The following is a 14,505-nucleotide window of genomic DNA, read 5'->3' as shown; positions in this document are numbered from 1 at the left end:
GCCGCCACCGCGAGGTAGCGGGCCGGGTCGTAGTTCAGGATCGGACCGAGCCAGCGCTCGACCGCCGTCAGATCCATGCCCTTGCGCAGAGCGTAATCCTCGACCTGGTCGCGCTCCACCTTGGCGACGCCGAAGTAATGCGCCGCCGGGTGGGCGATATAGAGGCCCGAGACCGACGAGCCGGGCCACATCGCGTAGGATTCGGTGAGCTTCACGCCGATGCGCGGTTCGGCCTGGAGCAGGTCGAACAGGGTGACTTTCTCGGTGTGGTCGGGCTGCGAAGGGTAGCCCGGTGCTGGCCGGATGCCGTCGTATTCCTCCTTCGCGAGGTCCTCGGGCGCGTAGGCCTCGTCCGGTGCGTAGCCCCAGAATTCCTTCCGGACGCGCTCGTGCATGCGCTCGGCCAAGGCTTCGGCGATGCGGTCGGCGAGCGCTTTCACGAGGATCGAGCGGTAATCGTCGTTCGCACGCTCGAAGCGCTCACTGATGCGGACCTCTTCCAGGCCGGCGGTGACGACGAAGCCGCCGACATAGTCGCCGATGCCCGATCCTTCCGGCGCGACGAAGTCCGACAGGCAGGTATTGGCCCGCCCGTCCCGCTTCGTGAGCTGCTGGCGCAGACCGTGGAAGGTCGCGAGCTTCTCGGACCGGCTCTCGCCGGTGTAGAGCGCGATATCGTCGCCGACCGAGTTGGCTGGCCAGAAGCCGAGGATCGCCTTCGGGTTGAACCAGCGCTCCTCGACGATCTGCTTGAGCATATCCTGAGCGTCGTCGAACAGGGCCTTCGCGGCCGGGCCCTGGTTCGGGTCCTCGAAGATCGCCGGGTAGCGGCCCTTGAACTCGTAGGTCTGCAGGAACGGCGTCCAGTCGATGTAGGGGACGAGATCGGCGACCTCGTAGGTGCGGAACACGCGCGTGCCCGTGAAGGTCGGCTTCTTCGGCGCATAGCCGGACCAGTCGATCTTGAACGGGTTGGCGCGGGCCTTGGCCAGCGGCAGGCGCTGCTTGTCGAGCTCGGAGCGGGCATGCGCGTCCGAGACCTTGCGGTACTCCGCGCGGATGTTGGCGATGGTGGTGTCCCGCGTCTCCTTCGACAGCAGGCTCGACACGACGCCGACCGCGCGGCTCGCATCCGTGACGTAGACGGTCTGGCCCTTGGCATAGGAGGGGTGGATCTTCACCGCCGTGTGGACACGGCTCGTCGTCGCCCCACCGATGAGGAGCGGCACGTCGAAGCCCTCGCGCTCCATCTCGGCGGCCACATGCACCATTTCGTCGAGCGAGGGTGTGATCAGGCCGGAGAGGCCGACGATGTCGACATTCTCCTTGCGAGCGATGTCGAGGATCTTGGCCGCCGGAACCATCACGCCGAGATCGATGATCTCGTAGTTGTTGCAGGCGAGCACGACACCGACGATGTTCTTGCCGATGTCGTGAACGTCGCCCTTCACCGTCGCCATGAGGATCTTGCCCGCGGCCTGGCGCTTGCCGTCGCCGCCATTGGCGAGCTTTTCCGCCTCCATGAACGGCTCGAGATAGGCGACCGCCTGCTTCATCACGCGGGCCGACTTCACCACCTGCGGTAGGAACATCTTGCCAGAGCCGAACAGGTCGCCGACCACGTTCATGCCGGCCATGAGCGGGCCTTCGATCACGTGGAGCGGGCGTGCGGATTCGAGCCGCGCCTCTTCGGTGTCGGCCACCACGTACTCGGTGATGCCGTTGACCAGCGCGTGCTCCAGCCGCTTGGCGACCGGGGCCTCGCGCCAAGTCAGGTCGGCGGTCTTGGCCTGGACGCCGCCGCCGGACTTGAAGCGCTCGGCCGCCTCCAGCAGCCGGTCGGTGGAATCGTCGCGGCGGTTGAGGACGACGTCCTCGCACAGCTCGCGCAGCTCTGCCGGCAACTGGTCGTAGACCGCGAGCTGGCCCGCGTTCACGATGCCCATGTCCATGCCGACCTGGATGGCGTGGTAGAGGAACACGGCGTGCATCGCCTCGCGCACCGGCTCGTTGCCGCGGAAGGCGAAGGACAGGTTCGAGATGCCGCCCGAGATGTGGGCGTGGGGCAGCGTCTCGCGGATGATCCGCGTCGCCTCGATGAAGGCGACGCCGTAGCCGTTATGCTCCTCGATGCCGGTCGCCACCGCGAACACGTTGGGATCGAAGATGATGTCCTCGGGCGGAAAGCCGACTTCCTCGGTCAGGACCTTGTAGGCCTTGGTGCAGATCTCGACCTTGCGTTCCAGCGTGTCGGCCTGCCCCTGCTCGTCGAAGGCCATGACCACCACGGCGGCACCGTAGGACCGGCACACCTTCGCGTCGGCGATGAACTTCTCGACGCCCTCCTTCATGGAGATCGAGTTCACGATCGGCTTGCCCTGCACGCATTTCAGGCCGGCCTCGATCACCGTGAACTTCGAGGAATCGATCATCACCGGCACGCGGGCGATGTCGGGCTCGGCCGCGACGAGGTTGAGGAACTCCACCATCGCCTTCTCGGAATCGAGCAGGCCCTCGTCCATGTTCACATCGATGATGGTTGCGCCCGCCGCCACCTGGTCTCGGGCGACGTCGAGGGCCGCCGCGTAGTCGCCCGCCGTGATCAGCTTGCGGAACTTGGCCGAGCCGGTGACGTTTGTGCGCTCGCCGACGTTCACGAAGGGAATCTCCTTCGTCAGCGTAAAGGGCTCCAGCCCGGAGAGCCGCATCAGTCGCGGCGGCTCGGGAATCGCGCGGGGCTTCTTGCCGGCCACGGCCTGCGCGATGGCGCGGATGTGATCCGGCGTGGTGCCGCAGCAACCGCCGACCATGTTGACGATGCCGCCCTCCGCAAATTCGGCCACGAGCTTCGCCATCGCCTCCGGGCTCTCGTCATAGAGACCGAACTCGTTGGGCAGGCCGGCATTCGGGTAGGCGCAGACCAACGTGTCGGCGATCCGCGACAATTCGCTGATATGGCCGCGCATCTCGCGGGCGCCGAGCGCGCAATTGAGGCCGATGGTGAGTGGCGCGGAGTGGCGCAGCGCGTTCCAGAAGGCCTCGGGCGTCTGGCCGGACAGGGTACGGCCGGACAGATCAGTGATCGTACCCGAGATCATGATCGGGAGCCGGAGCCCGAGTTCGTCGAACACCTGCCACGTCGCCGCCACCGCCGCCTTGGCGTTGAGCGTGTCGAAGATCGTCTCGATCAGGATCAGCTCGGCGCCGCCGTCGATGAGGCCGCGGACCTGTTCGGCATAGGCTTCCTTCACGTGATCGAAGGTCACTGCCCGGTAGCCGGGATCGTTCACGTCGGGCGAGATCGAGAGCGTGCGGTTCGTGGGGCCGATGGCGCCTGCCACGAACCGGCGGCGGCCATCCTGCTCTTCCGCGAGCTTGGCAGCCTCGCGGGCAAGGCGGGCGCCGTCCCGGTTCAGCTCGTGGATGATCGATTCCATGCCGTAATCGGCCTGGGCGATCGTTGTGCCGGAAAACGTGTTCGTCTCGCACATGTCGGCGCCGGCGAGGAAGTAATCGAGGTGGATCTGCCGGATCGCGTCGGGCTGGGTCAGGATCAGAAGGTCGTTGTTGCCCTTCTGGTCGTGGCCGTGGTCGAGGAAGCGGGCACCCCGGAAGTCCGCCTCGCCGTAGCCGAGCCGCTGGATCACCGTGCCCATCGCCCCGTCGAGGACAAGGATCTTTTCCTGGGCGCGCTGGCGCAGTGCTGCTTCGATTTCGGTGCCGTCGACGGGGCGGAGATCGGTCATCGAGTCTCTCAGGTGAGGTCCGGGGGAAATCCCTCCCCCTTTCGGGGAGGGGTAGAGGCGGGGGTGGTTCAGGAGAAGTCGCGCGGTATCCGGCTCTACCCCCACCTCCGGCTCCTCCCCGCAAGGGGAAGGAGAAGCGCGTTCATCTCTGACGTCGGGTCACGCCGCCTTCTGAGCCGCAACCTTCGGCGCCTGCGAACGCAGGCCCAGCAGGTGGCAGATCGCGTAGACGAGATCGGAGCGGTTCATCGAGTAGAAGTGGAAGTCGCCGACACCCTGGTCGACGAGGTCGAGCACCTGCTCGGCCGCAACCGCGGCGGCGACGAGGCGCCGGGTCTCGACGTCGTCCTCCAGGCCCTCGAACCGGGCGGCCAGCCAGTACGGCACGGACGCGCCGGTCCGGCGTGCGAAATTGGCCGATTGCTTGAAGTTCTGCACCGGCAGGATTCCCGGAATGATCGGAATGTCGATACCGGCGGCTCGCACCTTGTCGACGTAGCGAAGATAGATGTCGTTCTCGAAGAAGAACTGCGTGATCGCCTGATCGGCTCCGGCATCGACCTTGGCTTTCAGCGCGTCGATGTCGGCATCGAGGGTTGAGGCCTCGGGGTGCTTCTCCGGGTAGGCGGACACGGAGACCTTGAAGTCACCGATGCGCTTGATGCCGGCCACGAGGTCGGAGGTCTGGGCGTAGCCGCCGGGATGGGGGCGGTAGGCGGTGCCGACGCCGTCCTGCGGATCGCCGCGCAGGGCCACGATGTGGCGCACCCCGGCATCCCAGTAGGATTGCACCACCGCGTCGATCTCCTCGCGGGTGGCGTCGACGCAGGTGAGATGGGCGGCGGGCTTGAGGCTCGTCTCCTTGATCATCCGCGCGACGGTGTTGTGGGTGCGCTCGCGGGTGGAGCCGCCGGCGCCGTAGGTCACCGAGACGAATTTCGGCTGGAGCGGCGCGAGCCGCTCGATCGACGACCACAGGATCTTCTCCATCTCGTCGGTCTTCGGCGGGAAGAACTCGATCGAGACGCGGATCGGAAGGTAGCCGTCGCGGCTGGCGCGGTGCTGAGAGGGGTTGGGCATCGGGATCGTCCTCAATCTCGGTCGGTTCAGACGGTATCGTGGGGAGTGCGACGCGGGTCAGGCCACCGCTCGCGCGTCCTCGGACAGGATGGCGACCTCCGTCTCGGCGGCGAGCCAGAGGGTCACGGTGAGCTGATCGGCGGCGTCGCCGGCGGGTACGAGGTCGCGGGTCGCAACGGCGCCGAGGCCGGCCTCGGCGAGCCAGCCGGAGACCTGATCGCGGGAAAAGCCGAGGCGCCGATGGGCCTGGGCCTCCCGCAGGAATTCAAGGTCGTGCGGGGCGAAATCGACGACGAGGAGCCGACCACCCGGGGCCACGAGTTTTGCCGCCTCCCGCAGCGCCCGGGCGGGATCGTCGAGATAATGCAGAACCTGGTGCACCAGAACGAGGTCGAAACCGCCCCGCCCGAAGGGTGGCGCGTGGATATCGCCCTGGCGCAGGTCGACCCGGGACAGCCCCATCCGCTCGAGATTGGCCCGGGCGACGGACAGCATGGCATGGCTCGAATCGAGCCCCGTCGCCCGCCCGGCACGGCTGGCGAGCAGCCCGAGCATCCGCCCCGTGCCGGTGCCGAGATCGATGAGGCTGCGGACGGGACGCATCCCCAGGATCTCCAGAACAGCAGCCTCGACGGTCGCCTCGGGCACGTGCAGCGAACGCACCCGATCCCATTTCGGGGCGATCCTGGCGAAGAAGGTCTGAGCCGTCTCGGCCCGTTGCGACCGCACCGCCTCGAGCCGCGCGCGGTCCTCGGATAGGGGCGCACCGGCCCGGTCGAGACCGCCGATCAGAGAGTCGACGAGCCCCGCATGGCCATCGAACAGCCTGAAGAAGGCCCAGGCCCCCTCGCGGTGCCGCTCGACCAAGCCGGCCTCGACGAGGAGCTTGAGATGGCGCGAGATGCGCGGCTGCGACTGCCCGAGGATATCGGTGAGATCCGACACCGACAATTCGCCGTCCGCCAACAGGGCCAGGATACGCAGGCGCGTCTCCTCCGCCGCCGCCCGAAGAACGCCGAGGGCGGCAGTGAAGGAAATAAGCTCTGAGACCTCATGAGACATAAAGATATCTTTATGTCCGTTGCAACGCGATGGCAAGGGCTTTCATGGGATCGTGCGATCGTCGCCAGGACGCCTGTTCAATTCTGGCGCGGCGACAGCCCCGGTCAGGCGTCGTTCCAAAGCCAGGCCGCGCCACGGACTCCGGATGCGTCCCCATGAAGGCTCGCGCGGATCGGGGTCTCGACGAGATCCGAGAACACATGCGGTGCCATCGCGGCTGGAAGTGCGGCCAGGATTTCGGGGACGCGGGAGAGTCCGCCGCCGATGACGATGATGTCGGGGTCGAGGATATTGACGACGTGCGCCATCGACCGACCGAGGCGGTCGATATAGTCGGCGAGTGTCCGGCTTGCTTCGGCCTCTCCCGTCCTCCAGGCGCTCACGATGTCTTCGCCGGAGAGGTGACGGCCGGTCCGTCGCCGGTGGGAGGAGGCGAGGCCCGTTCCCGACACCCAGGTCTCGATGCAGCCGTGGCGCCCGCAATAGCAGGCAGGGCCAAGGCGCTCGTCGTCGCGGGGCGATGGCAATGGATTGTGCCCCCATTCCCCAGCGATGCGGTGACGCCCCGGCAGCGCGGTCCCGCCGATCGCGATGCCGGAGCCGACGCCGGTTCCGAGGATGATGGCCCAGACGACGGCGCCACCCGCCGCCGCGCCGTCGACCGCCTCCGAGACGGCGAGGCAGTTCGCGTCGTTCTCGATCCGGACGGGGCGGCCGAGGCACCGTTCGAGGTCGGTCTGGAACTGCCGCCCGTTCAGCCAGACGGAATTGGCGTTCTTGACGAGGCCGGTGGCTGGCGAGATCGCGCCCGGCATGCCGACACCGACGGTGCCGGTACCCTCCGCATCGGCTTCCAGACCGGCGACGAGCCCGGCGACCGCCAGGACCGTTTCGCGATAATCGTCCCGCGGCGTCGCGATCCGGCGGTCGGCGCGCGTTGCGCCGCCCTCGTCGAGGGCGATCCCGGCGATCTTGGTGCCGCCGAGATCGATCCCGACCCGCAAACGTGGCGGCGTCATGAGCCCGAGATGCCGTCGTTCAGCGGATGGCGGTGGCCGGGGTCGCAGCGTCGGGCGCGAGATCCATGTTCGGCGCGTGATCGGATATCTCGGTGCCGATGGAGAAGGGGTGTGCCATCACCTGGTTCAGTTTCTCGCGGTCGAGTTCGCCCTCCCAGCGGCTTACCACGATGGTGGCGACGCCGTTGCCGACGAGGTTCGTCAGCGCCCGGCACTCCGACATGAACTTGTCGACGCCGAGGATGAGGGTCATCGCCGCCACGGGCACGGGATTGTTGGGAATGGCGCTCAGCGTTGCCGCGAGGGTGACGAAGCCGGCTCCGGTGACGCCCGAGGCGCCCTTCGAGGTCAGCATCGCCACGAGGATGATGGTGGCGTACTGGCCGAAGGTGAGGTCGGCCCCCACCGCCTGCGCCAGGAACAGCGTCGCCAGCGTCATGTAGATGTTGGTGCCGTCGAGGTTGAACGAGTACCCCGTCGGGATGACGAGGCCGACCACTGAATCGGACGCGCCGAGACGGCGCATCTTCGTCATCATGTGCGGTAGCACCGTCTCCGACGACGACGTGCCGAGCACGATGAGAAGCTCGTCCTTGATGAAGGCGAGGAAGCGGAAGATCGAGAAACCGGCGATCCTGGCGATGCCGCCGAGCACGATGACGACGAACAGGAACGCGGTGACGTAGAACGTCCCCACCAGCCAGGCGAGGTCGACCACCTTGCTGATCCCGTACTGGCCGATCGTGAAGGCCATGGCGCCGAAGGCGCCCAGCGGCGCCAGCTTCACGATGAGCCCGATGATCCGGAAGAAGACCTGCCCGGCCATGTCGATGGCGTGCGCGATCGACTGGCCCTTCTGGCCCATGCCGGTGACCACGACGCCGGTCAGGATCGAGACGAGCAACACCTGCAGGAGGTCTCCGCCGGCGAGCGCGTCGAAGAAGCTCTTGGGGATCAGAGCCATGATATGCGCGACGGTCGAATCGCTGGCCGCCTTGCTGGCGTATGTGGCGACCTGAGTCGCGTCGAGCTTCGCGGGGTCGGCGTTGAAGCTCGCACCCGGCTTGACCACTTCGCCGACGAGAACGCCGATCAACAAAGCGACGGTGGAGACGACCTCGAAATAGATCAGCGCCTTGAGGCCGACGCGGCCGACCTTCTTGAGGTCGCCGATCGAGGCGATGCCGTGGACGATGGTGCAGAAGATGATCGGCGCGATCATCATCTTGATCAGCGCGATGAAGGCGTCGCCGAGCCATTTGAGCGACTTGCCGAATTCCGGATAGACGTAGCCGACGAAGATGCCGAGAACGATGGCGATCAGGACCTGGATGTAGAGCACCCTGTACCAGGGATCCTTGGCCGCCGGCATGGTCGCTACTGGCGCGGTTCCGGACGTGATCGTCTGATCCATAGTTCCTCGCCTATGCGCCGTTATGCCGCGTCGTTCTTTAGGATGATCCTCCGCGAAGGTAGCGAGTTCGGTGTCCGCACTCAATCGTCGATAGGTCCTGCGAAGGGATTTCCCGACGCCGTCCCGTATCGACGGAACCGAGGTCGACAAGCGCTTAAACCGCTGCGCTCGTGACGGCGAGGACTCGCCCCTCCCCGATCGCATGTCCGATCGGCGATATCGCGATCAGGTCTGCTGGTTGCGCCGCGGGCGGACCGTCCAGCGCTCGAACGTCCCGTCATCATCGCGCGCCGGCTCCTGCGGCGGGTGAACGGCGGCACCGAGAGCCTGCGACAGGCTCTCGAACACGTCCTCCATGCGGGTGTCCGGGGCGGGCTCGGGTTGTCCCGTCTCGGATTCGTCCGCGGGAGGCGCCTCCACGAACGGCATCTGCGGCGGCGTGATCTGAGGGGCGGGAATCGGGAGGGGCGCCGTCGCCACCGTCGACGGGGTCGTACCGACGATGCGGCGCAGGGAGTTCACCACGCTCCCGTCGTCGGAAGCCTTGACGGCGGTCGCGTTGTTGTAGCGGCCGAACCCGAAACGCGGCTCGATCAGGTCGAGGACGGCGTCGAGGGCCGCGTTGGTCAGGCCGATCTCGCCGGGTTGCGGCGCGCCGTTGATCCCGACGGCGTGGCGCTCATAGGCCGGGTCGGCGGTGACCTCGGGACCGAACCAGGCCGGCGCGCCAAACCCGGCCGCCTCGTCGGAACTCTCGAAGGTGACGCTCAGGATGTCGAGGTTCGCCGGAGCGACGTAACGGTCGACCAACACCTCCCGTCCCCCGCCGACGGCCACCGCGGTGCGGTCGTAGGCGGCCTTGCCGGAGCAGACATCGAGCAGGGCGTCGCCATGCGCCCGCGGCACTTCCGTGCGCTCTTCCGACGTGTTGCCGTCCGGCGTCGAGGTGACGAGGACGAGATGGCAGTTCTGGCCATCGACCCGGACATAGGAGGTCCGTCCGCCCTGGGGCGGGAAATAACCCTCGGTGATGCGCGATCCGCCTCTCTCCTTGCGGATCAGGCGAACGAGGGAGGACGCGACGAGAAACCGGCGAACGACGCTCATACTCAACCCCCACGGCATCTCACGGCGGACGGCATCGGAGCCGGGAGTGGCCGATGCCGTACGATGCGAGGCGATGTCACCGCCTGACGGCGAAGACCATAACCCTTGTCATGGCCTAAGCAAAAAGGCGCCGAAATCAAGACATGCCGGACGGGGCATACGGGATGGCAAGGATTTCCTCACCATCCCTTAATCGTAGCCCATCCCCCGGAAGGTCAGGCCTTCGGCTCGAACCGCATCGCCGCGCCGTTCATGCAATAGCGCAGGCCCGTGGGTGCGGGTCCGTCATCGAAGACGTGGCCGAGATGGCCTTTGCAGCGGGCGCAATGCACCTCGGTGCGGGTCATCCAATGGGTGCGGTCGACCTGCGTCTCGACAGCGTCCTCGATGGGATCGAAGAAGCTCGGCCAGCCCGTGCCGGACTCGAACTTGGTCCCGGTCTCGAACAGCGGCAGTTCGCACCCGGCGCACAGGAAGGTGCCCGGGCGCTTCTCGCCGTTGAGGCAGCTCGCGCCGGCCCGCTCGGTGCCGTGCTCACGCAGGACGCGGTATTGCTCCGGCGTCAGGATCGCGCGCCATTCCGCTTCGGTCCGCTGGATCGTCTCGCCCTGGCTGGCGCCGTCGACCATTCCCGTCATGGTGTCCTCCCATCTCTGCTGAGGGTTAAAGATGGGGCGCCCCACGCCGTCTTCGAGGTAGAGCCGGCGAGGGATCAGGCCGCTGCGCCGAGGGTGTCGGCCATGCGTGCCTCGCGCAGGCCCATCGGGCGTTCCGGACCCGTGGTGGTGTCCCGCGCGGTCTGGTGCTCCATCTCGGCATTGATCTCGGCCCCGAGCAGCACGATCGTCGTCGAGATCCAGATCCAGGTCATGAAGCCGATGACGGCGCCGAGCGACCCGTAGGTCTCGTTGTAATTGCCGAAGCTCGCCACGTACCATGAGAAGAGGATCGAGGCGACGAGCCAGAGCAGGCCGGCGACCATGCTGCCGGTGCCGACCCAGCGCCAGCGCGCCTGCTCCCGGCTCGGCCCGTAGCGATAGAGCAGCGCCAAGCCCCCCAGCAGGATGATCAACAGGGCCGGCCAGCGCAGGAGGGCGATGAGCCAAGCGCCCTTTCCCAGCCCGAAGAAGTTGAGCACCACCGGCAGCACGACGATGCCGCCCAGCGCGAGGATGACGAAGACCAGGGCACCGACCGTGAAGGTCAACGAGCGCAGGTTGAGCATCACGAAGGAGCGCTTCTCCTCCTCCTCGTAGACCACGTTGAGCGCGTCGAAGATCGCCTTCACGGCCGCATTGGCGCTCCAGAGCGAGAGCAGAAGCGAGGTGAAGAAGGTCAGCCCGAGGGAGCCGTCGCTCTTCTGGGCGATGCGCTTCACCTGCTCGCCGACGATCTCCACCGCCCCGGATGGCAGCACGCCCTGCATGGCGGAGAGATGCCCGTTGATGACGGTGGCGTCGGCGAAGAGGCCGTAGCAACTCACCAGCGCGGCGATGGCCGGTACCAGCGAGAGCAGGGTGAAGAAGGTCACGCCGCCGGCCACCGAGAGCACGCGGTCCTTGTTGAACTCGAGGTAGACCCGGTAGCCGATGTCCTTCCAGCCGGAGGCCGTGATCTCGTGAGGGGCGTCCGCGGTCCGTCCGCGCTCCGGTTCGATCGCCGCCACGCGCGCTGCGGCCTGGCCGCTATAGGATCTCGCGCCTTCCACGAGCCGCGGATCTGACGGTGCGTCGGCCGGACCGGCCGCGGGCTCGTTACGCTGCCGGGGCGTGGCCGCCACGACGATGAGGGCGACGCCCATCAGGAGCGTCCAGAGGATCGGGGAATGACCCGGAGCGCCGGCGGCTTTCGACATGTGTGGCGATGACATCGGGCAACCGGGCTGAGGCGGGGCGGGACCCGCCCTGCTCTCGGCAGAACGGAGGCGGGCGGCACGCCGTTCCGTCCTTATCCCCGCAGGGGTGAGGCCGCGCCAAGTCGACGGTGACGCTAGCCCTGATAAAGCTGTGCGTGTGTCTCGCGCAGGACGTTCTTCTGCACCTTGCCCATGGCGTTGCGCGGCAACTCGTCGGCGAACAGGATGCGCTTTGGGCACTTGAAGCGCGCCAGCCGGCCTTCGAGGGTCTGCAGCATCTCGGCCTCACCCGGCGCATCGGCCCGGGCCACCACCACGGCGGTGACGCCCTCGCCGAAATCGGAATGCGGCAGGCCGATCACCGCGGATTCGACGATGCCGGGAAGCGCGTCGAGCTCGTTCTCGACCTCCTTCGGGTAGACGTTGTAGCCGCCGGTGATGATGAGGTCCTTGCCGCGTCCGACGATGTGGACGTAGCCCTGAGGGTCGATCTTGCCCAGATCCCCGGTGATGAAGAAGCCGTCCGTCTTGAACTCGGCGGCCGTCTTCTCCGGCATCCGCCAGTAGCCCTTGAACACGTTGGGGCCCTTGACCTCGATCATGCCGACGGCGTCGGCGGGCAGGTGCGCTCCTGTCTCGGGGTCCACCACCCGCACCGCGACGCCAGGCAGGGCCAACCCGACGGTGCCGGCGATGCGGGCGCCCTCGTAGGGGTTCGAGGTGTTCATATTGGTCTCGGTCATGCCGTAGCGCTCGAGGATGGCGTGGCCGGTGCGGGCCTGCCATTCGCGGTGCGTCTCGGCGAGAAGCGGCGCCGAACCCGAGACGAACAGGCGGATCGACTTCGTCGCGTCCGGCGTCAGGCCGGGCTCCTTGAGGAGGCGCGTGTAGAAGGTCGGCACGCCCATCATCGTGGTGGCGCGCGGCATCAGGCTCAGGATCTGCTTGGGGTCGAACTTCGACAGGAAGAACATCGCCGCGCCGCTGGCGAGCACCACGTTGGTGGCGACGAAGAGGCCATGGGTGTGGAACACCGGCAAGGCATGGATCAGGACGTCGTCCGCGCTGAAGCGCCAGGTCTCGGCCAGCGTCTCGGCGTTCGAGGCGAGGTTGGCGTGGGTCAGCATGGCGCCTTTGGAGCGCCCGGTGGTTCCGGAGGTGTAGAGGATCGCCGCCAGGTCGTCGGGCTCGCGCGGTACGTCCGCGAAGTCCGTCCCGGCCGCATCGGCCGCCTCCGCCAGGGTGCCGCGGCCATTGCCGTCGAGGGTGGCTACCTGGCCGACCCCCGCGGCGCGGGCGACGGGTTCCATGGGCGCGCGTTTTCCCGGATCGCAGACGAACAAGGCCGGCTCGGCATCGCCCAGAAAGTACTCGATCTCAGCCGCCGTATAGGCGGTGTTGAGCGGCAGGAAGACGGCTCCGGCCCGGACCGCGCCGAGATAGAGGAAGACGACCTCGGCGCTCTTCTCGACCTGCACGGCGACGCGGTCCCCCGGCTTCACGCCGAGATCCACCAGAGCCGACGCATAGGCGGCCGATCGCTCCATGAGGTCGGCGTAGGTGAGGCGGGTGCCCTCGGCGGTCTCGATGAAGGTCTTGGCGGCCGGATCCGCTGGCAGGTTCGCGCGGACGAGATCGAACAGGTGCTTGACCATGGACTTGACGTTCCTGGAACTCACGATCCTGAAGCGGGGCGCTCAGGCCTCCGCAAGGGCGACGGCGCGCGGCGGCGGAATGTTGGCGCGCAGTTCGCGGTTGACCGCGCTCGACGCGGAGACGGTGCCGAGATTGGCGTAGGTTTCGTGGTTCTTCTCGATCGCCGCAAGGTCGTAGAGGTAGTTGACCATAAGTCCGTAGGACTGGGACAGGCCCTTGCCCGAGACGTCGCCGAGGAAATTCATCCGCTCCAGCCGTGCCCCGTTGCCGAGGTGGAAGCGGGCGACGGGATCGAGGGGTCGCCCGCGCTCGTTCTTGGCGCGAAGGAAGTAGGCGGCGCCCGCAGGAATCAGCGCCTTGCGCACGGCCTCGCATTTTGCCTTGTCGCCCTGCCAGTCCGGCGAATCGAGAAGGCGCAAGGCCTCCACGTCCTCCCGGGTCAGGCCGAGCGGCGCATCCGCCCGGCGCTCGCGGTCGAGCCACTTCGCGAAGCCCGGCACCGGGGACAGTGTCACGAAGGTCTTGAGGGTCGGGATCTCGCGGGCCAGGTCCTCAACCACCTGCTTGATCAGGAAATTGCCGAAGGTGACGCCGGCCAGCCCCTTCTGGCAGTTCGAGATCGAGTAGAAGACCGCGGTGTTGGCAGCACGAAGCGGCAGCGGATCGCGCTCATGCGCCAGGATCGGCGCGATGGCGGGCGCGATACCGGAGGTCAGCGCCACCTCGACGAAGATCAGCGGCTCGTCGACGAGCGCCGGATGGAAGAACGCGAAGCAGCGCCGATCCTGCGGCTCGATGCGCCGGCGCAGGTCGTCCCACCCGGCGATCTCGTGCACCGCCTCGTAGCGGATGATCTTTTCCAGGATATGGGCAGGCGTCGTCCATGCGATCGGGCGCAGCACCAGGAAGCCGCGGTTGAACCACGACGCGAACAGGTGCTCGAAGTCGCTGTCGAGGCTGTCGACCGCCTCGATCAGGGCGTGATCCTCGCCAGCCGCGCGCAGTTCCCGCCGCAGGGTCATCAGATCCTCGCGCATGCGCACGAGGGCGAACGTCCCGTCGCGGGCAAGGTTGAGGCGCCGGATCAGTTCCTGGCTGCGAGGCTCGGCCGCTTCGTGCAAGGCTCCCAAGGCCGCCCGTGTCGGGCTGTCGCGATAGGCCGTCATCGCCCCTTCGACCGCCTTGTAGTCGGCGCCGAACTCCATCGCGACGAGGCGAAGGAAGGTCGCCTTCTCCGCCAATGCGAATGCTGCGTATCGGTCGAGGATCAGGCGGGCGAGGGCGACGCCGGATGCCTCGCCTCGCCGCGAGATGAGGTCTTCGCAGAGATTGACGAGTTCGACTGAGTTGGCGCGGGCAGCGAGGTCGCCCCGCCCGAACCCGATGAGATCGCGACCACGGTCGCTGATCGTCTGGAGGAGGTCACCGAAGAACGAGATCGCCGCCATGCCGAGTCGCCTGAGCCTTCACCCCTGGAGCGATGCCGATCCCGACAGCCCTTGGCCGGCGAGCCTTCTACTTTAGGACGGCTCTTCGCCGAGAGCCAGAGCGACGCACACGAAGTGC

At 67.2% G+C, this 14,505-nt stretch carries 10 protein-coding genes; all 10 read right to left on the bottom strand.

Annotation, left to right across the window (positions count from 1 at the left end; genetic code table 11):
* Positions 1–3,746, bottom strand: a 3,746-nt coding sequence (metH, locus tag ACFE7U_RS04890) for a methionine synthase (RefSeq protein ID WP_375408608.1), incomplete at its 3' end; no start/stop codon positions are given.
* 159 nt (positions 3,747–3,905) lie between these two features.
* On the bottom strand, positions 3,906–4,826 hold the full coding sequence (metF, locus tag ACFE7U_RS04885) for a methylenetetrahydrofolate reductase [NAD(P)H] (protein ID WP_375408607.1): 921 nt from the start codon (positions 4,824–4,826) through the stop codon (positions 3,906–3,908).
* Between the two features lie 57 nt (positions 4,827–4,883).
* Positions 4,884–5,888, bottom strand: a complete 1,005-nt coding sequence (locus ACFE7U_RS04880; protein WP_375408606.1) for an ArsR/SmtB family transcription factor — start codon at positions 5,886–5,888, stop codon at positions 4,884–4,886.
* A gap of 104 nt (positions 5,889–5,992) precedes the next feature.
* Positions 5,993–6,907: an ROK family protein gene (locus ACFE7U_RS04875; RefSeq protein ID WP_375408605.1), complete on the bottom strand. Its 915-nt coding sequence runs from the start codon at positions 6,905–6,907 to the stop codon at positions 5,993–5,995.
* 19 nt (positions 6,908–6,926) lie between these two features.
* The gene (locus ACFE7U_RS04870) at positions 6,927–8,279 is read right to left on the bottom strand and encodes a dicarboxylate/amino acid:cation symporter (protein ID WP_375408604.1); all 1,353 of its coding nucleotides are present in this window, start codon (positions 8,277–8,279) and stop codon (positions 6,927–6,929) included.
* A 267-nt stretch (positions 8,280–8,546) separates the two neighbouring features.
* Entirely contained in the window at positions 8,547–9,428 is an 882-nt protein-coding gene (locus ACFE7U_RS04865) for a hypothetical protein (protein WP_375408603.1), read from the bottom strand.
* Positions 9,429–9,643: 215 nt separating this feature from the next.
* The gene (msrB, locus tag ACFE7U_RS04860; RefSeq protein WP_375408612.1) at positions 9,644–10,057 is read right to left on the bottom strand and encodes a peptide-methionine (R)-S-oxide reductase MsrB; all 414 of its coding nucleotides are present in this window, start codon (positions 10,055–10,057) and stop codon (positions 9,644–9,646) included.
* An 83-nt stretch (positions 10,058–10,140) separates the two neighbouring features.
* A complete protein-coding gene (locus tag ACFE7U_RS04855; protein ID WP_375408602.1) occupies positions 10,141–11,283 on the bottom strand; it encodes a YihY/virulence factor BrkB family protein in 1,143 nt (380 codons plus the stop codon).
* Positions 11,284–11,417: 134 nt separating this feature from the next.
* Positions 11,418–12,938 (bottom strand): malonyl-CoA synthase, encoded by a 1,521-nt coding sequence (locus ACFE7U_RS04850; RefSeq protein ID WP_375408601.1) that lies wholly within the window; start codon positions 12,936–12,938, stop codon positions 11,418–11,420.
* A gap of 42 nt (positions 12,939–12,980) precedes the next feature.
* On the bottom strand, positions 12,981–14,387 hold the full coding sequence (locus ACFE7U_RS04845) for a malonyl-CoA decarboxylase (RefSeq protein ID WP_375408600.1): 1,407 nt from the start codon (positions 14,385–14,387) through the stop codon (positions 12,981–12,983).
* Positions 14,388–14,505 lie beyond the last annotated feature (118 nt).

Source organism: uncultured Methylobacterium sp. (assembly GCF_964251405.1).
In the GTDB taxonomy this organism is placed as follows: domain Bacteria; phylum Pseudomonadota; class Alphaproteobacteria; order Rhizobiales; family Beijerinckiaceae; genus Methylobacterium.
The sequence above is the reverse complement of the archived record's forward strand: the minus strand, read 5'-3'. Positions and strand labels throughout refer to the sequence as shown.